This is a genomic window from Streptosporangium sp. NPDC048886 (genome assembly GCF_055586905.1).
The window spans coordinates 1-16,416 of record NZ_JBVJHH010000071.1 but is presented as its reverse complement, the minus strand read 5'-3'; the positions used below and the strand labels follow the sequence as shown (position 1 = coordinate 16,416).

Below are 16,416 nucleotides of genomic sequence, written 5' to 3'. Positions count from 1 at the left end.
GGACCCGTGGCCTTTCCATCACCTCCATCACCCCAGAAAACCGCAGGCCGGCAAGGTGCGGGTTCTGTTACCGTCAGCCGGTGCCGTGATGATCAAAAGCGACCGGAGGCGAGCCAGTGGCCGACATCTTCCCTGAAGCTGTCCTGTCCGCGGGGTCGTCCGTCCTCCGCCCGTTCACCGGCGATGATGTCTCGGACAACCAGGCCGCCTGTGCCGACGAGCTGATCCAACGATGGCTTCCACTGCCCCGGCCCTACACGCTCGACGACTCCACCGCGTGGTGCACGGAAACCGCACACGCCTTGCGCGAGTCCGGCGCCGGCATCCATTTCGCGATCATCGACGCTGCCGACGGCCGTTTTCTGGGCACAGCCGGACTGAAGAAGACCGACTGGCGAGGGCGGGTCAGTGAGATCGGCTACTGGGTCGCCCCGTGGGCACGCGGACGCGGCATCGCGGCGGCCGCCACCCGCGCCGTCGGTTACTGGCTGCTGGTCGATCAGGGCTTCCAGCGCCTGGAGCTCAAGGCGGCCACCGGGAACGTCGCTTCTCAGCGAACGGCGCTCAAGGCCGGCCTGCAGCGTGAAGGCATCATGCGAAACGCCGGCTTCACGCACACCGGCCGGGTCGACCTCGTCCTGTTCTCGCTCACCCCATCGGATCTGTCCGGGCCTTGAAACGGACGCCATCCCACACCGACGCTGTGCTCGTCGCCGACGAGACCGGTGACCCGAAGAAGGGCACCCGCGCGTGGGCGCGCAGCGCCAGTACACCGGTACGGCAGGCAGGATCGAGAACTCGCAGGTCGCCGTCCACCTCGTCCACGTGATCGCGATCGGGCACGCAGCGATCGATTCGGAGCCGTACATTCCGCGTCCGTGGACCGAGGACCCGGACCGCACGCTCGCGCATGCCTGGGATGGAGTGCCGGGCAAACCGCCGGAGGGTCAGCCGCCAAGGGCTGCCGCCATGCGGTCGAGGTCGGCGAGGAGGGCGGCCAGGCGCCGCTGCGGGACCGCGTCGACCATCTGCCGTTCGATGGCGTAGACGGCGGAGCGGGCCGCGTCGAGACGGCTGCGGCCCTCCGCGGTGAGGTGGGCGGGAAGGGCGCGGCCGTGGTCGGTGGTGGCAGGCCGGGAGATCAGATCTGCGTCCTGGAGGCCGCGGAGGACGACGTTCATGGACTGCCGCGTGACGAATGCGCCGCGGGCGAGCTCGGCGTTGGACAGGCCGGGCTGCAGGTCGAGCAGTTCGAGGCACGCGTACTGCGGCACCGTCAGGCCGTGCTCGCGCAGTGCTCTGTCCATAGCGCCGCGCAGCGCCGCGGCGGAGCGTTTGAGTCGATATCCCACGTGCTCGGTGACGTCCTGAGCGGGGTGGGGCGGGGGCACGGGCTTCCGGTCTTCCATGTCAGGATTTTGACATAGATGGTCGCCGTGAGTACAGTCCTTCATGTCAAAGTCCTGACATATAGGAATCAAGGGGAACCCATGACTGTCATCGTCGACGGCCCTGACTTCATCGCTCTGCAGGTGCGCGACGTCGAGGCGGCGGCCGCCTTCTGCGAGAAGCACCTCGGACTGCGGCGGGCACCGGCCTCGCCTCCCGGCGCCGTGGTGTTCACCACCGAGCCGATCCCGTTCGCCGTCCGCGAGCCGCTGCCGGGTGTGGACCTCGACGGCGTCGCGCGGCCCGGTCTCGGGGTGGCCCTGTGGTTCCGCACCACGGACGCCCAGGAGCTGCACGACCGGCTCGCCGCCGCCGGGGTGCCCATCATCAGCCCGCCGCAGGACAGTCCCTTCGGCCGCACGTTCACCTTCGCCGGGCCCGAGGGCTACACCCTCACCGCGCACGGAGGCTGACCATGACCGCGCCGGGCTGATTCCGACTCGTGGCGCCGGTGCCCCCGATGTCCTCACCACCGCGAGCCACGGCTGTCGGCCGCGATCCGCAAGGTCTATCGCCTGACCGAAGCTGCGGCCGAGGGAGACCGCCGCTCCGTCGTCGAGGACTGGTGCCCGCTGCGGTCGTGGATGCGCTTCTGGCTGCGCTCGGCATCCCCGCGCACGCTTGACAGTCCGGAATTCGGTCCGGATCTCCGTGACATTGCCCGGATTCATCTCCGCGAACCTGCACACCAGCCTGGAAAGGCCGGGAGCTCCTGGCCCGATCAGGACGCGACCTCCGGGCACAGGCCGGGAGGGCGGCGCTCAGTCGGTCTGGTGCTCCGGGAGGGCGGCCGGGCGCGCACGGACCCGGGCCCTGTCGCCTTGCCTGCCGAAAATGTGGAGGATCTCGACGGGGCGGTCGTCACTGGGGCCGAACCAGTGCGGCTCGGCCGTGTCGAACTCGGCCACCTCGCCGGGACGGAGCGTGAGCTCGCGCTCCCCGAGGACGAGCAGCAGTTCTCCTGCGAGGACGAAGAGCCACTCATAGCCGGTGTGGGTGACGAGCCTGCGAGGGCAGGGCGCGATCACCTGCTTGAAGACCTGGAGGCGGCCCGGGTATTGCGTCAGGGGCACGAGGACGCTTCCGCGCCGGTGCCGCAGCGGGGTCAGGTGAACCCGTGGGTCGCCGGTCGCCGGGGCGGCGATGAGCTGATCGAGCGCGACGCGGTGCGCCCGCGCGAGCGGTATGAGCAGCTCAAGGGTCGGGCGTCTCTTGCCGGACTCGATCCGGGACAGGCCGCTGACCGAGATGCCGGTCAGCGCCGACAGTGCCTCGAGGGTCATGCCGCGGTCGCGGCGCAGTGAGCGCAGCCGAGGCCCGATGGTGGCGAGCAACTGCTCCAGTTCGGCATCCACGCCACCAGTTTGGCCGGACCGGGCCCCGGTCCGGCAAGGTTGGGCCGGTTTTTTGCAGTTTCCGCAAAATTCCTACCTGATCGACACCCGATGGCCCGACATTGCTGTCCTGGCCCCCGTGAGGTCTCGATTCCGCGAGCGCCCGCCAAGTGCCACGAAGGAGTAACCATGGACCCCCGACCCGCCACGTCCAGACGCTGGACGGTGCTGGCGATCTGCTGCCTGAGCCTGTTCCTGGTCGGACTGGACACGACGATCGTGAACGTCGGCCTGCCGTCGATAGGCGCCGGCCTGCGTGTCGGAACCCGCGGTCTGGAGTGGGCGGTCGACGCGTACACGCTTGTGCTGGCCAGCCTGCTGATCTCCTCCGGCGCGCTGGCCGACCGCATCGGACGGCGACGTGTGTTCCGGCTCGGGCTGGTGGTGTTCGGCGCCGCGTCCGTGGCGTGCGCGCTCGCGCCGACCATCGGCGCGCTGGTCGCCGCCCGCGTCGTGCAGGGGGTCGGCGCCTCGATGCTCAGCCCGGTGGCGCTCGCCATCGTCGTCAACGTGATCAGTGAGCCGAAGGAGCGGGCGCGCGCGATCGGCGTGTGGGCGGCCGTCTTCGGCGTCAGCATGGCCGCCGGGCCTGTCGCGGGCGGTGCTCTGATCTCGGCTGTCGGCTGGCGGTCGGTCTTCTGGATCAACGTGCCGGTCGTCGCCGCGGTGCTGGTGCTGACCGCGGTCTTCGTCCCGGAGTCACGCGCGCAGCGACCGCGTCGGCTCGACGCTCCGGGGCAGCTGCTGCTGACCGTCGTGGTCGGTTGCTCGGTCGCCGTACTGATCGAGGGACCGCACATCGGGTGGGACTCGCCGGCGGCGATCGCCGGCTACGTCGTCGTCGCCGTCTCCGCGGCCACGTTCGGGTGGGTCGAGTCGCGACGGGCCGAGCCGCTGGTGGACCCCCGGCTGTTCCGCCGGCCGCCGTTCGTCGCGGCCGTCGTGGGCGCGGTCGTGGTGTTCGTCGCCCTCAGCGCGACCCTGCTGCTCAACACCCTCTACCTCCAGCACGCCAGAGGCATGACCCCGCTGGCGGTAGGGATGGTCACGCTCCCGATGGCCATCGCCGCGACCGTGTGCGCGCCGCTTTCCGGGGTGCTCGTCGGACGTTTCGGCCCGCGCCCACCGCTGGCGCTCGCCGGGGGTTTCATCACGGCCGGCGGTCTCTGCCTCATGGGCATCGGCGACCACACCGACATCCGGTTGCTGTCGTCGGCCTACCTGCTCGTCGGCGTCGGGTTCGGATTCGCGAACGCGCCGATCACCAACACCGCGGTCAGCGGCCTGCCGCCGGCCCGCGCCGGCGTCGCCGGTGGGATCACCTCCACCGCCCGCCAACTCGGCTCGGCCCTCGGCATCGCCGTCGCGGGCAGCGTCGTCGTCGACGCCTCACCCGCGTATTTCGCCCAGGCACTACGTCCCGGCTGGCTCCTCGTCGCCGGCTGCGGACTGCTCGTACTCGTCGTGACCCTGATGGCGCCGGCTGCCGGCCGACACCGGGACCCGCAGGTGGGCGGGGAGCCGGGTGGCGGTAGACGGACGGCGGGGGTAGGGGTGGGCGGGCAGCCGGACGGAGGCTGACGGACCGTCAGGGACTCCACCGGCGTGGGTGGCGCGACAGGGCGGTACCGCCGACGGTGACCGGCCTTCCAGCGCGCCGCCTTCAACCGGCCGCTCGGCCGCCTGTTCCGCTGCCTGCGGACCGTGCGATCCACAACGAGCGGTCGGCTTCCCCCTTCTCGCCTGACCCCTTCGGGAACGATCGGTCCCGTCACCTGCCGATGGCGCGGCCACGTGCGTGTCAGGGATGAGAAGGCGGCCCGCTGCAGGTCGGATGACCCGTCGGAGTCGCCGTCGAGTGCGATTTTCACCAAGATGGCAGGATGAACGCCCCCGCAGCCGGGACGCGCCTGCCGTGGCATGCCGTACCCGGACAGATCCGCCGAGCCGTCGAAACCCGGCTGGGTGCCCCGGTCGTCAGGGCGGTGACGCAGACTGGCGGGTTTTCGCCGGGCGCCGCCGTGCGGCTGAGGCTGGCCGACGGCCGACGCGCGTTCGCCAAAGCCGTTGGTCCCGAGCCGAATCCACTCACCGCCGACATCTATCGAGCCGAAGCTCGCATCGCCGCTTCGCTCCCCCCTGGAGTGCCCGCACCCAGGATGCTGGCCTCGTTCGAATCCGGAGGCTGGGTCGCGCTGCTGTTCGAAGACGTGGACGGTCACCCGCCGGCCGCTCCATGGCGGACCGCTGAGCTGGAACGTGTTCTGGACGCCTTGACCCGGCTGGCCACCGCGCTGACCCCCGCCCCGATCCCTGCCCCGCCCGCGCGACAGCGCTTCGGCGAGCAGTTCCGGGGATGGCGGCGCCTGGTCGCGGACCGTGAAACAGGTGGTGATGAGCTGGTCGGCCTTGACGCGTGGGCAGCGCGCCATCTGGATGCGCTGGCGGATCTGGAGGCGCGCTGGCCGGACGCCATCGAGGGAGACAGTCTGGTGCACGGTGACATCCGGGCGGACAACCTGTTGCTTACCGCTGAGGAGGTGGTGGTCGTCGACTGGCCGTGGGCGTTCGTCGGAGCCGGCTGGTTCGACCTGCTGCAGATGCTGCCCAGCGTGAGGATGCAGGGAGGTCCGCCGCCTGAGGAGGTCTTCACCGCCCATCCGGTCGGGCGGGATGCCGATCCCGCGGCGGTGACCGCGGTGCTGGCCGCACTCACCGGGTATTTCATCCGGCAGTCCCGTCAGCCCGATCCACCAGGCCTGCCGACACTGCGCGCCTTCCAGGCGGCTCAGGGCGGGGCCGCCCTGGAGTGGCTGCGCACGCGCACGGGGTGGGCCGGAAACGCACCATGACCGCCCCTTCTTCACGGCCGGCCTGACGCCTTGGACGGATCGGACGCCTGCGCGTGCCGTACGGCGTTGCGGGGGTCTGCTCGATCAGGGTTTCGGTGGCCCGATCGAGGAGGTCGCAGAACTGCCTGTGCTCAGCCGGGGTGAACTTGTCGACGAAGGCCTTCTCGAGCACGTCGACCTCCCGGTAGGCCTCGTCGAGGAGGCGCCGGCCGGCACCGGTGAGGGTGGCGATCATGACCTTGGCGTGCACGGGTGACGGCTGCCGGTCGATGAGGCCCTTGGCCTGCATGCCGGTGAGGACCGTGGCCATGCTCTGCGTCGGCACGCTCGCGGGACAGTTCGCCCGGGCCGCCGGCGCGGGGCGGGTCGTAGGTGTCGTGGGCGGTCCGGGGCAGGTCGACTACGCGCGGCAGTCCGGGTATGACCAGGTGCTCAGCCGCGAGGAGTTCCCCCGAGCGCTGGACGGGGAGCACTTCGATGTGATTCTCGATCCCATCGGCGGCCAGACTCGGCTGGCCAACCTGGAACGCCCGGCACCGCACGGCCGGATCGTGGTCTACGGCAACATCGCCACCTTCGAGCCGGTCTCGGTCTCGGCCAACGATCTGCTGACGTAGGGCACGTCGATGCTGACCTACAACAGCAACCTGCTCGGCCAGACCCATCCCGAGCGGCTCGCCGACAGCGTACGGCGCGCGCTGGAACTGGCCGCGGACGGCAGGGTCGGCATCGACATCACCGCCGAATACGAGCTGGCCGACATCGGGGCCGCCATCGCCGATCTCGCCGGCGGAGCGACCCACGGCAAGAGCATCGTCCGGATCGGGTGACGCCGGCCCGGGCCTGCCCGGGGCGCAGATCCCGGCGGGCCTGTCCTCCCTTGACGGCGTCGGTCAGATCGATTAGACCACAGGGAGCCCGTTGATCACCCCCATGGAGGACGCCATGTCTGACAGAGCCTTGTTACGACTCGCGGCACGTGCCGCGGTAGCCGCGGCGACGGCGGGTTCGCTGGTCGCGTTCGGAGCCGTACCCGTCTCGGCGGCCACGGACGCGACCGGGGACCGGCCGCCGAGGACGACGAAAGGCCCGTGCCGCTACACCGAGACTCCGGACGAGCCGGCCGTACGCAAGGTGCCGCTGCCGCCGGACCCGCGCCGTACGCCCACCCGGCGGGTCTCCGCGGTCCTCAAGACCAACCACGGTGACATCGGGCTCACCCTCGACCCGGCCAAGGCGCCATGCACGGTGCAGAGCTTCGTGCACCTGATCCGGCACAAGTTCTACGACGTAACCTCATGTCACCGGATGACCGCCTACGACCGGCTGAAGGTGCTGCAGTGCGGTGACCCCAGCTTCACCGGCGAGGGCGGACCGGGCTACCGGTACAAGGACGAGCTGCCCACCGATCTGCCGCCGTGGCCGGGCACCCCCACCGGGGAGCGCAAGACGTACGCGCGCGGCGTACTGGCCATGGCCAACGCCGGACCGGACACCAACGGCAGCCAGTTCTTCCTGGTCTACGCCGACTCCGGGCTGTCACCCAATTACACGATCTTCGGGACGGTCGACGCCGCCGGGCTCGCCACCTTGGACCGCATCGCCGCCGGCGGCATCCAGCCCGTTCCGGAGGGGCCCACACCGCCGGTGGACGGCAGGCCCGCCCTCCCGGTCGACATCGACGACGCCCAGGTCTGCCGCTAGCCGGTCACCCGCGGCGCCCGATCCGTGGGCGGTCCACCACGCAGGCGCCGCCGAACGGCACTTGTCCGAGGAGGAGCGGTAGCCGCGCTGCGCGCCGGCGGGCGCGGGCGCGTCTACCGCCGAGGACGGTCTCGGACTGCGGCGTCCGGGGGCCCCGGGGTCAACGGCCCGCTAGAAGGATCTTCAGTAGGTCCTCCGCGGCGTCCCGCATGAGGTTGTGCCCGCTGTCCAGCGCGTGTGTGGTCCACGAGGGGTCCTCACGCAGCCGCTGGTATACCGGGGTGAACGGGGACCGGCCGTCCCACCCCGCCGCGTACACGTAGTCCCTGCGCCGGATCCGCGCGAGGTCGCCGGTGAGCCGGAGCGGCTGGAGCAGCGAGGCGATCGGGTGCGGCGTGGCACGCGTGTCGAAGAACGGCAGCGTCCGCACCGCGTAGCCGGTCTCCACCACGTCCATGTACCACCGCCGCTCCTGGTCGGAGACGAGGGCCCAGCAGGAATCGCCGTCCTCCGGCACCATGGCGTCCAGGTAGACCAGGGAGTCCACCCGTCCCGGCACGCGGTCGGCGACCCCGGTGATCACCATCCCTCCGTAGCTGTGGCCGACCAGCACCGCGTCCTCGATGTTCTCGGCCTCCAGCACGCCGGCCACGTCCAGGATGTGCGTGTCGAGGTTCACTCCGCCGTGCAGCAGGTGGCCGCGCTCGCCGAGGCCGGTCAACGTCAGCGGATGGACGCGGTGCCCGTGGCGGCGTAGCTGCTCGGTGAGCTCCTCGAAGCACCAGCCGCCATGACACATACCGGGAATCAGGACAAAAGTTGCCACAATCATGCTCCTTTATCTCTTGGAGTCGCATCTCTCGAACACACCCGGAAGGTCGCCGGACCATTCGGTGATCGGGCGGCTCCACCGCGCGGGCGCCGCCACGACGGCCAGGCCCAGCGCCGAGGCTGTGCCGAGAGCCGGCCGCACCGCCTGCCACGCCGGCGGCCTCATCGATCCCGCGCCGGCGAGGTCACCCGGCCGCCGCCGCGGGCCGACACGGGCCGGACGCCACGATCGCACGGCGGGCCGATGGCGCGGGGGTCCGGCATCGCAGGCTCCATAGATCGAACCGATCGGTACGATCTGAGATGCTAGCAGTCGATCGAACCGGTAGGTACCATCTGTGGAATGCCAGTTGCCAAGGGCTCGACGATCGACCCGGCGCGCACCCGCGCCACCATCCTCGAAGCGGCCACCCGGATGCTGTACGAGCGCGGGCTCGACGGCATCGGCGTCGCCGAGCTGTGCGCCCGCGTCGGAGTGTCCAAGGAGACGCTCTACCGGCATTTCGGAACCAGGGACGGGCTCGTGCAGGCCATGTTGGAGGCCCGGAGCGAGCGGGTGTCGAGCTGGCTGGCCGGTGCCGTGGCGGCTGCCGGAGACAGCCCCGACGACCAGCTCGCCGCGGTGTTCGACGCCCTCCAGCAGTGGTACGACGAGCCGGTCTTCCGCGGCTGCGCGATGGTGAACGCGGCCGCCCAGCACCACGTCGAGGCCGTACGCGCCGTCACCGCGCGCCATCTGGGCCGCTACCTCCAGCTCCTCACCGGCATCGCCACCCGCGCCGGAGCCCCCGATCCGCACGCCCTGGGCCGGCAGCTGCTCATGCTGGTCGAAGGTGCGACCGTCGTCGCCGACCACCAGGGCGCGGCCGGTACGGGCGAGCAGGCCCGCCGCGCCGCGCTCACCCTGCTGTCCGCCGCCACCTCAGAGCGCCGGCCGCATTCCTGAGGATCGGGCGGGGGCCGGCGCTCCGGGGCGCCGGCGGCCCGGTCGAGCGCCATGGGGAGCGCGTCGCGGTGTCACACCATGTAGTCGCGCAACGCCTGGGCGCGGACGGGGTGGCGCAGCTTGGCCATGGTCTTGGACTCGATCTGCCGGATCCGCTCCCGGGTCACGCCGTACACCTTGCCGATCTCGTCCAGGGTCTTCGGCTGCCCGTCGGTCAGACCGAACCGCAGGCGCATCACGCCGGCCTCGCGTTCCGGCAGCGTGCCCAGCACCGCGTGCAACTGCTGCTGCAGCAGGGTGAAGGCCACCGCCTCCTCCGGGGCGATCGCCTCGGAGTCCTCGATCACATCGCCGAACTCGGTGTCGCCCTCGGCGCCGAGCGGGGTGTGCAGGGAGATCGGCTCACGGCCGTACTTCTGCACCTCGACGACCTTCTCGACCGGCATCTCGAGCTCGGCGGCGAGCTCGTCCGGGGACGGTTCGCGGCCGAGGGCGATCAGCATCTGACGCTGCACCCGGGCCACCTTGTTGATCACCTCGACCATGTGCACCGGAATGCGGATGGTGCGGGCCTGGTCGGCCAGCGCGCGGGTGACGGCCTGCTTGATCCACCAGGTGGCGTAGGTGGAGAACTTGAATCCCTTGGTGTAGTCGAACTTCTCCACCGCGCGGATCAGCCCGAGGTTGCCCTCCTGGATCAGGTCGGCGAAGGCCATGCCGCGGCCGGTGTGCCGCTTGGCGATCGAGACGACCAGGCGGAGGTTGGCCTCCAGCAGATGGTCCTTGGCCCGGTGGCCGTCGTCGGCCAGCCACTGCAGCTCCGCCCGCATGTCGGCGGGCATCTCGGCGGGCATCTCGGCGGGCATCGCCCTGCCGTGCAGGCCGAGCCGCTCGGCGGCGAACACCCCGGCCTCGATGCGCTGGGCGAGCTCGACCTCCTGCTCGGCCGACAGCAGGCCGACCCGGCCGATCCGCTGGAGGTAGTCCTTGACCACGTCGGCGCTGGCGCCCGCGCCCGCGGTGGGGGAGGTGGGGGAGTGGTCGTCTCCGTCGTCGTGGTCGGACAGGATCAGCACATCGTCATCGGCGGTGATGGTCACGGCGGCGCACCTTCCGGGAGGTGAAAGCTGTGCCGATCACCGTACGTCCCGCGCGGGCATGCTGCGACCATCTCCCGCACATGCGGGTGACCGGCCGGACCCCGGCGGGGCCGTTCGCACCGTCCGCGCGGGGAGGGCCAGGAGGGGGCGAGGCGGCCGCGCGTACGGCGATGCCCGCTGCGGCCCGACGGGAAGGCCGGTACGGCCTGCGGACGGCGTACGTCAGCGGTTGCGGAGAGCAGTTCCTCGTCCGCGTACGGACCGTAGACCTCCGCGGTGTCCAGGAAGGTCACGCCGAGACCGCCACGTGGTGGCCGGGAACGTGGTCTCAGGAGTCTGTGAACGCCTCGGCGACCCCGAGGCTGTCCTCGTACACATGGTGGCGGGTGATCAAACCGTCGTCCACGGTGAGGTGCAGCGCGAACCGTATGGTGAACCTCTTGCCGGTGGACTTCACCGTCTGCGAGGTCTCTCCCATCACCACGGCGTCCGCTCCTCCGGTGAGGACGGCCGTCACCGACGCCGACCCCTGTCCGGGCACGCAGTGCGCCGACAGGGTGCGGTGGTGGTCGGCGACGTCGGCCCGGGTCGACCGGGGGCGGATCCAGGGCACCGCCCCGAAGGGGACAGCCGGCCAGTCGACCTGCCAGTCGACCTGCTCCGCGTACAGTTCGGCGATCTTGTCGGGGTCTCCTTCGCCGATCCGGCGGAGGAGTTCTTCAACGGTGGCACGGGTGGTCATGTCGTCCTCACGGGTGTTTCCGGCCGCTGGTGGCGGAGGGTGTGCGGGGGATGGCCGACCGAGGTCGTCCGGTGGTGCTGCAAACGCTGTCGGAAGCCGCGGGCCTCTGGGCCCCGCTGCCGGTCATGACGTTACGGAAAGCCGGAGGACGCGGAATCCGGCACGTATAGGTAGTTCAGCCGGTCTCCCCGGCCCGCATTAGGTAACGGGTGGGCGTGCCGGTTTCGAGCGGGCCGGCTCGCGCCACCGGGCGCAGGCGGAGCCGAGGGCGTCCGGGCAGGCGTTGAAGGCGGCCGCGGCCCTCGTTCCCCAGCGGGCGGTGGACCAGCCGGCGAGCCGGTCGGCGCCGGCCTCGACGGGCCGCCTCGAGGCCGGGCGCGCCTGGGCGGGTGGTCACAGGCGGCCTGGGCGATCGCGCGGATGTTGCGCATCCCGGCCTACCAGACGGTGGCGACGAGCCGAGGGCGGATGGAGCTCTGTTGCCGGGCCCACGTGCTCAACGCGTCCAGGGCCGCCTGCGTCGGAGTGTTCGCTGTCGCTCCTCGACCATCTGTCGACTGATTCGACATGTCCAGCAAGTCGACATGTAAGGGTTGGGGTCCCATCCTGCCCTGGCCAACTCCCGGGGATGGCTGTCACCCAGGTGAAACTCGGTGTCGGCGCATACCCGACAGCGCGTGCATTCTGTCCGGTACCGAAAACGACACGCGACGCTCTGAACTGCGCAAACGTCCGGGGCGGAGCAGAGCGCCAACAATCGGGCGGCGCACTGTCCGCTTATAGGGATTTCCGGGGCAGTTATGTAGTCCCATTGGATGATCATGCAGGTGGCGTGGCGACCCCGTCGATGACGGTGCATATCGGTGGAGTCGCCATTTGACGCGGACGATCACTACACATCGCCGGGCCGTGACGGGCCGGCTTGGTCGTGCCCGCCGGCGTCAACGGTCGTCGCGCCGTGTCCAGCTGCCGGCCTTCGCCAGCCCACGAGCCGGCATGTAGCCGATGGTCAGGAAGGTGATGTATCTGATGGCCTGTTCGGCTCCGAAGGGGTCGCCGCCCGGGCCTCGGGTTTCGTCGCCGACGACCAGGGCCGTGATCACTACCGCGACCACCGCGGCGATGTAGACCATGAACTCGGTTGTCTTGAACGCCGGCCGTGTCTCCGTCGTCTGCCGGTCGCGGGCTGTGGCAGCCGGGCGAGCGGATGCCTGGCTCGGTACGGTTTGAGGATTAGTAATGATATTTCATCTTCTTTGCTCTCTTAGATGTCGAGAGTCGGAATTAATACGTTATGTCCGCTATCCGGCGTGCTACCACCGAAACACGCATACCTTTTCTGAGCTGGTGCGGTGTCGCGAGCCGCTCGTGCTCGGCTCGGCCGTGGTGGTGCCCGACCGAGCGCCGCAGTCATCGCTTGCGTCGGTCGGCGTCGCGCTCCAAGGGGTCCGGTAGTGCGGGGGAAATCTTCGCCGGACACGCAGGTCGGAGCCCCGTAAGGGCCGTCGAGCGCCACTTCGGCGACCTGTCGGGAAACCGCCTAATCCCGACACCCCCCAAGGCCGAAGACCTAAGTGGCTGCGCGGATAGGGGCGGTTGGGGAGACTGGTGGCAGAGCGGGTACGAGTCCTGGCGATCATGGAGTGGCGACATTGTGTGATCGTTGGGGAGACTTGTGCCTGTTCTGCCGTCCTGGCTGACCGAACCGCTGTGGGAGTAGTTCGCGGCCCTGTTGCCAATGCGGCCGGAGTTCCACCCGGGCCATCCGTTGGGCTGTCATCGCAGGCGTATCGGTGACCGGGTCGTCTTCGACAAGCTGCTGCAGCTGCTGCGTTTCGGCTGTTCCTACGAGGCGATCGCGGATGCGACGTGCTCGGCCACGACGATCCGCAGCCGTCGTGACGAGTGGGTACGTCTGGGTGTCTTCGCGCAGTTCAAGCGGATCGCGCTGGAGTCCTACGACCGGATCGTCGGCCTGGTCCTGGACCGGATTGCTGTGGACGGCTGCATCACCAAGGCGCCTGGTGGTGGTGAGGTGGCGGGGCGTCCCCCGGTCGACCGCGGCAAGCAGGGCTTGAAGCGTTCCGGGATGACGGACGGTTACGGCATTCCGCTGGGCCGTGTCCTGGCCGGAGCGAACCGTCACGACTCCCCGCTGCTCGCCGCGACCCTGGACCTGCTGGACGACCTCCGGCCCCTGCCCGACAACATCACCGTGCACCTGGACGCCGGCTACGACTCCGACAAGACCCGCGCCCTGCTTGCCGAACGTGGCCTGGACGGCCGGATCGCGCACAAGGGCGAGAAGGCACCGGTCCAGGCAAGCGACAGGTGGCATGTGGAGCGTACCCATGCCTGGCAGAACGCCTTCCAGTGCCTCGCCCGCTGCCACGAACACCACGCAACGGTCATTAACGCGTTCTTCGATCTCGCCGACACCGTCATCACCGTACGCAGCCTGATCCGCCGGGCCTGGACAACCCACCGCTGGGACAACCGACCCAACCGCCACCCGTGAACACACGCCCGATGGCGCGTCGAGCGGTTCATTGCTCGTCGTCGAGGCCCTCAACGTCGACAGGCTGCCTTCCGTTGAACGTCACGAGGATTCCGTAGGGGTCCGCCAGCCGGAGCCTGCTCTCCGTGAAACGGATTGCCCAGGTTTGGTCGGCCCACACGGTTGCTTCGGGAACTGCCAGTGGCAACTCCGGAAGGTCGAGCCAGCTCAGTTCCTCAGTTGTGAGCTCGAAGTGCGATTCCCGGAGTCGGGTGCGGCAGTACTCCAAAGCTTGGTCGACGAAGACATCGAAGTGGCTCACGACGTCGTGAGCGAAATGGAGGGTGGCCTCTTCTGGCGGGGCGGCTGGCTCGATCACCAGACTCATCCCGGTCTCGACCGCGCCTGTCGGCTCCGGGAAGTAACCGGTCCAGCAGGCCAGCGATGAAGGGCTCTCCATCCTTCTCAACACAACCCCGGCGATACGCACGGTCGCGGGCAGTTTCGCGTCAACGCCAGGCTCTTCAGCGCCCGAGCTTCTCGTGGGTGCGCCGTTGTCGGTCATTGGCTCAGCATAGGTCAAGCCTGGTCACGATGATGATCGACAGCCGAGGCACGTAGCCACTTGTGCCCTCCGACCCAAGCCCTATTCGCGCGGTCTGTAAGGCAGGCGCGGATCCAGCAGAGCTCATCAGTCGACAGCACCTGGCCGGCGGCGCGGGTCCAGGCGCCCCCTCCCCGTCCGCTCAGTCCTGGCGGCTCACGATGGTCGGGCGGATTCGGATTCGGCGGCTCCTGCCCGGCCATCGCGTCTGCCCGGTCCCGTCAGGCGGCCTCGAAGTCGGCCCGGTGGTCGGCGGCCCACTCTGCCAGAGTGCGGCCCGGCCGCCCGGTCACCGCGGTGACGGGCCGCGGGACGTCGGGGACGGTGAGGGTGTCGTGCCAGTAGTCGAGCAGCATCTTCATCACGGGTTCGGGTATGAACTGTGCGGTCTCGGCGCGGAACTCCCCGGGTGTGATCTCCACGAGCGGGATTTCCCGTCCTAGGGTCTCGCCGATGATCGCCACCTGCTCGGAGCGGGTCAGGGCTTGCGGGCCGGTGAGCGAGATCGCGTCACCTAGATGGGCGTCGGAGAGCAGGGTCTCGGCGGCGGCCTCGGCGACGTCGTACTCGTGGATCGGGGCCTGCGCCGATGCGAGGTACGGCGCCCGGATCGGTGCGCCGGAGCGGATCTGCCAGGCCCAGGAGAGCAGGTTGTTGGCGAAGGTGCCGGGCCGCAGGATCGTCCAGGCATCGGTGCGGTCGGTCACGGCGGCCTCGACCGCGGTGTGGTGGAGCTGGCTCGCCGAGCCGTGGTCGCGCTGGAACTCCTTCGCGGCAGCGAGGGAGGACAGCACGGTGAAGCGGTGGACGCCGTGGGCGGCGGCCGCGGTGACGAACGCGTCGACGCCCTGGGCGGGGAAGACGAAGGCACGATCGACGCCGTCGAACACCTCCGACCCGAGCGTGGTGGCGTCGGCCAGGTCACCGGCGACGACCTCGACCCCGGCCGGCAGGTCTGCGTCATCGGGCTTGCGGGTCGGCGCACGTACGGCGGCGCCGCGGGCGAGCAGAGTCATGACGAGGTGACGACCGACAGCGCCGGTCGCGCCGGTAACAAGGATGGTCAAGACGCGCTCCTTAGGGAAGTGGCCGGTCCGTCCGGCTTGAACTCCAACCTAAGGACGGTTTAGGTCATTTTCTGCCCGCATTTCTCCTAGACTCGACGAGTGTGTCGGAACAGACCACGACTGAGCGGGCGCTGCGCCTGCTGGAGCTGCTGCAGACCCGCCGGTCCTGGAGCGGCGGCGAGCTCGCCGACCGCCTCGGCGTCGACGGCCGCACACTCCGGCGGGACGTGGAGCGGCTGCGGGGCCTCGGCTATCACATCGAGGCACGTCGCGGCCCCGACGGCGGCTACCGACTGTCCACGGGCAGCGACCTGCCGCCGCTGGTGTTCACCCCGGACGAGGCGCTCGCCGTGGCCGCCGCCCTCGCCTCGTCGGCGGCCAACGGCGCTGCCGGCGGGGGCGAGGTCGCGCTCACCGCTCTGGCCAAAATGGAGCAGGTGATGCCCCCGGCGGTGCGTCAGCGGGTGCGGGCGCTGCGCTCCTCGGTCGCCCTCGGCGGCACGCCGAATGCGGTGGCCGGCGCGTATCCGGCTCCGATGAACGCCGACGTGCTGGCAGTCCTGGCGCTGGCGTGCCGGGACGCGGAGCGGGTCCGGCTGCGTGTGATGAGCACCGAGGGTGCCGACATCGGACGGGAGTCCCCGCGTCACGTCGAGCCTGCCGCCCTGGTACCCCGGCAGACCCGGTGGTTCCTCGTGTGCCGCGACCTCGACCGTGGCTGGCGGGTGTTGCGCGTCGATCGGATCACGCGGGCATCAGCGACGGGCGTGCGCTTCGAGCCGCGGGAGGTCCCCGGAGGCGACCCCGTCGCGTTCGTCACCAGCCAGCTCGGCGCTCCGCCCCGGAAACATACAGCGACGATCCTGATCCACGCCCCGATCGAAGAGGTACAGGCGTACATGGGTGGCTTCGCCACGGACTTCTCCCCGACGACAACCGCCACCGGTCAGGCGGCGACACACTGGCGCATCGCCGACGTACGTCTCGAGGTCCTCGCCGGCGGCCTGCTCTGGGTGCGATGGCCCTTCGAGGTGATCGACTCCCCCGAGCTCGCCGCCCTGCTGCGGGACCGGGCCGCAGCCTTCGCCTTCGCCGCGCCGACCCGCGCTGAAGCCGACTCACCAGGCTGTCACGACTAGCTTGATCTTTAACCTGTGCGTCGTGGTCGCGGATTAGTGGATTTCTTGGGCTTGGGTTTCGTCGTTGTGGCCTTCGCGCTGGTCAGGCCGG

The 16,416-nt window shown here is 70.0% G+C and carries 17 protein-coding genes and 2 pseudogenes; 11 read left to right on the top strand and 8 right to left on the bottom strand.

All coding sequences use genetic code 11. The features are described 5' to 3' along the window. Nucleotides 1-116 precede the first annotated feature (116 nt). Both ACZ6R6_RS46495 and ACZ6R6_RS46490 read left to right on the top strand, forming a co-directional pair. Nucleotides 117-677, top strand: a complete 561-nt coding sequence (locus ACZ6R6_RS46495; protein ID WP_470103635.1) for a GNAT family N-acetyltransferase — start codon at nucleotides 117-119, stop codon at nucleotides 675-677. 26 nt (nucleotides 678-703) lie between these two features. Continuing rightward, nucleotides 704-909, top strand: a pseudogene (locus ACZ6R6_RS46490) (transposase); the annotation flags it as partial. Nucleotides 910-947: 38 nt separating this feature from the next. On the opposite strand, the gene ACZ6R6_RS46485 reads toward ACZ6R6_RS46490, so the two are convergent. Further along, nucleotides 948-1,409, bottom strand: a complete 462-nt coding sequence (locus ACZ6R6_RS46485; RefSeq protein WP_470103634.1) for a MarR family winged helix-turn-helix transcriptional regulator — start codon at nucleotides 1,407-1,409, stop codon at nucleotides 948-950. Nucleotides 1,410-1,490: 81 nt separating this feature from the next. Between ACZ6R6_RS46485 and ACZ6R6_RS46480 the strand changes: the two genes are divergently transcribed. After that, nucleotides 1,491-1,862: a VOC family protein gene (locus tag ACZ6R6_RS46480; protein WP_470103632.1), complete on the top strand. Its 372-nt coding sequence runs from the start codon at nucleotides 1,491-1,493 to the stop codon at nucleotides 1,860-1,862. 348 nt (nucleotides 1,863-2,210) lie between these two features. Here ACZ6R6_RS46480 and ACZ6R6_RS46475 read toward each other — a convergent pair whose 3' ends face one another. Beyond that, on the bottom strand, nucleotides 2,211-2,804 hold the full coding sequence (locus ACZ6R6_RS46475; protein ID WP_470103631.1) for a helix-turn-helix domain-containing protein: 594 nt from the start codon (nucleotides 2,802-2,804) through the stop codon (nucleotides 2,211-2,213). 168 nt (nucleotides 2,805-2,972) lie between these two features. Between ACZ6R6_RS46475 and ACZ6R6_RS46470 the strand changes: the two genes are divergently transcribed. The 5 genes from ACZ6R6_RS46470 (at nucleotide 2,973) to ACZ6R6_RS46450 (ending at nucleotide 7,399) form a co-directional block, all read left to right on the top strand. Beyond that, on the top strand, nucleotides 2,973-4,424 hold the full coding sequence (locus ACZ6R6_RS46470; protein WP_470103629.1) for an MFS transporter: 1,452 nt from the start codon (nucleotides 2,973-2,975) through the stop codon (nucleotides 4,422-4,424). Nucleotides 4,425-4,726: 302 nt separating this feature from the next. Next, nucleotides 4,727-5,695 carry a phosphotransferase family protein gene (locus ACZ6R6_RS46465; RefSeq protein WP_470103627.1) on the top strand — a complete coding sequence of 323 codons (969 nt, stop codon included), beginning with the start codon at nucleotides 4,727-4,729 and terminating at the stop codon, nucleotides 5,693-5,695. Nucleotides 5,696-5,982: 287 nt separating this feature from the next. After that, the gene (locus ACZ6R6_RS46460; RefSeq protein WP_470103625.1) at nucleotides 5,983-6,312 is read left to right on the top strand and encodes a zinc-binding dehydrogenase; all 330 of its coding nucleotides are present in this window, start codon (nucleotides 5,983-5,985) and stop codon (nucleotides 6,310-6,312) included. Nucleotides 6,313-6,321: 9 nt separating this feature from the next. Beyond that, a complete protein-coding gene (locus tag ACZ6R6_RS46455) occupies nucleotides 6,322-6,525 on the top strand; it encodes a zinc-binding dehydrogenase (RefSeq protein ID WP_470103623.1) in 204 nt (67 codons plus the stop codon). A 115-nt stretch (nucleotides 6,526-6,640) separates the two neighbouring features. Then, on the top strand, nucleotides 6,641-7,399 hold the full coding sequence (locus ACZ6R6_RS46450; RefSeq protein ID WP_470103621.1) for a peptidylprolyl isomerase: 759 nt from the start codon (nucleotides 6,641-6,643) through the stop codon (nucleotides 7,397-7,399). A gap of 160 nt (nucleotides 7,400-7,559) precedes the next feature. Here ACZ6R6_RS46450 and ACZ6R6_RS46445 read toward each other — a convergent pair whose 3' ends face one another. Beyond that, nucleotides 7,560-8,225 carry an alpha/beta fold hydrolase gene (locus ACZ6R6_RS46445; protein ID WP_470103619.1) on the bottom strand — a complete coding sequence of 222 codons (666 nt, stop codon included), beginning with the start codon at nucleotides 8,223-8,225 and terminating at the stop codon, nucleotides 7,560-7,562. 348 nt (nucleotides 8,226-8,573) lie between these two features. Here ACZ6R6_RS46445 and ACZ6R6_RS46440 point away from each other — a divergent pair, with 348 nt between their 5' ends. Beyond that, a complete protein-coding gene (locus tag ACZ6R6_RS46440) occupies nucleotides 8,574-9,176 on the top strand; it encodes a TetR/AcrR family transcriptional regulator (RefSeq protein ID WP_470103617.1) in 603 nt (200 codons plus the stop codon). Between the two features lie 71 nt (nucleotides 9,177-9,247). On the opposite strand, the pseudogene ACZ6R6_RS46435 reads toward ACZ6R6_RS46440, so the two are convergent. The 3 genes and pseudogenes from ACZ6R6_RS46435 to ACZ6R6_RS46425 form a co-directional block, all read right to left on the bottom strand. After that, a pseudogene (locus ACZ6R6_RS46435) lies at nucleotides 9,248-10,261 on the bottom strand (RNA polymerase sigma factor); the annotation flags it as partial. Nucleotides 10,262-10,604: 343 nt separating this feature from the next. Continuing rightward, a complete protein-coding gene (locus ACZ6R6_RS46430; protein ID WP_470103615.1) occupies nucleotides 10,605-11,018 on the bottom strand; it encodes a nuclear transport factor 2 family protein in 414 nt (137 codons plus the stop codon). 941 nt (nucleotides 11,019-11,959) lie between these two features. After that, entirely contained in the window at nucleotides 11,960-12,151 is a 192-nt protein-coding gene (locus ACZ6R6_RS46425; protein ID WP_470103614.1) for a hypothetical protein, read from the bottom strand. 596 nt (nucleotides 12,152-12,747) lie between these two features. Here ACZ6R6_RS46425 and ACZ6R6_RS46420 point away from each other — a divergent pair. After that, nucleotides 12,748-13,536 carry an IS5 family transposase gene (locus ACZ6R6_RS46420; RefSeq protein WP_470103664.1) on the top strand — a complete coding sequence of 263 codons (789 nt, stop codon included), beginning with the start codon at nucleotides 12,748-12,750 and terminating at the stop codon, nucleotides 13,534-13,536. A 28-nt stretch (nucleotides 13,537-13,564) separates the two neighbouring features. On the opposite strand, the gene ACZ6R6_RS46415 is transcribed toward ACZ6R6_RS46420, so the two are convergent. Both ACZ6R6_RS46415 and ACZ6R6_RS46410 read right to left on the bottom strand, forming a co-directional pair. Further along, a complete protein-coding gene (locus tag ACZ6R6_RS46415; protein ID WP_364100044.1) occupies nucleotides 13,565-14,080 on the bottom strand; it encodes a hypothetical protein in 516 nt (171 codons plus the stop codon). Between the two features lie 260 nt (nucleotides 14,081-14,340). Continuing rightward, on the bottom strand, nucleotides 14,341-15,186 hold the full coding sequence (locus tag ACZ6R6_RS46410; RefSeq protein WP_470103612.1) for an SDR family oxidoreductase: 846 nt from the start codon (nucleotides 15,184-15,186) through the stop codon (nucleotides 14,341-14,343). Nucleotides 15,187-15,287: 101 nt separating this feature from the next. Here ACZ6R6_RS46410 and ACZ6R6_RS46405 point away from each other — a divergent pair, with 101 nt between their 5' ends. Beyond that, a complete protein-coding gene (locus ACZ6R6_RS46405) occupies nucleotides 15,288-16,325 on the top strand; it encodes a helix-turn-helix transcriptional regulator (protein WP_470103611.1) in 1,038 nt (345 codons plus the stop codon). The last annotated feature ends 91 nt before the right edge of the window (nucleotides 16,326-16,416 follow it).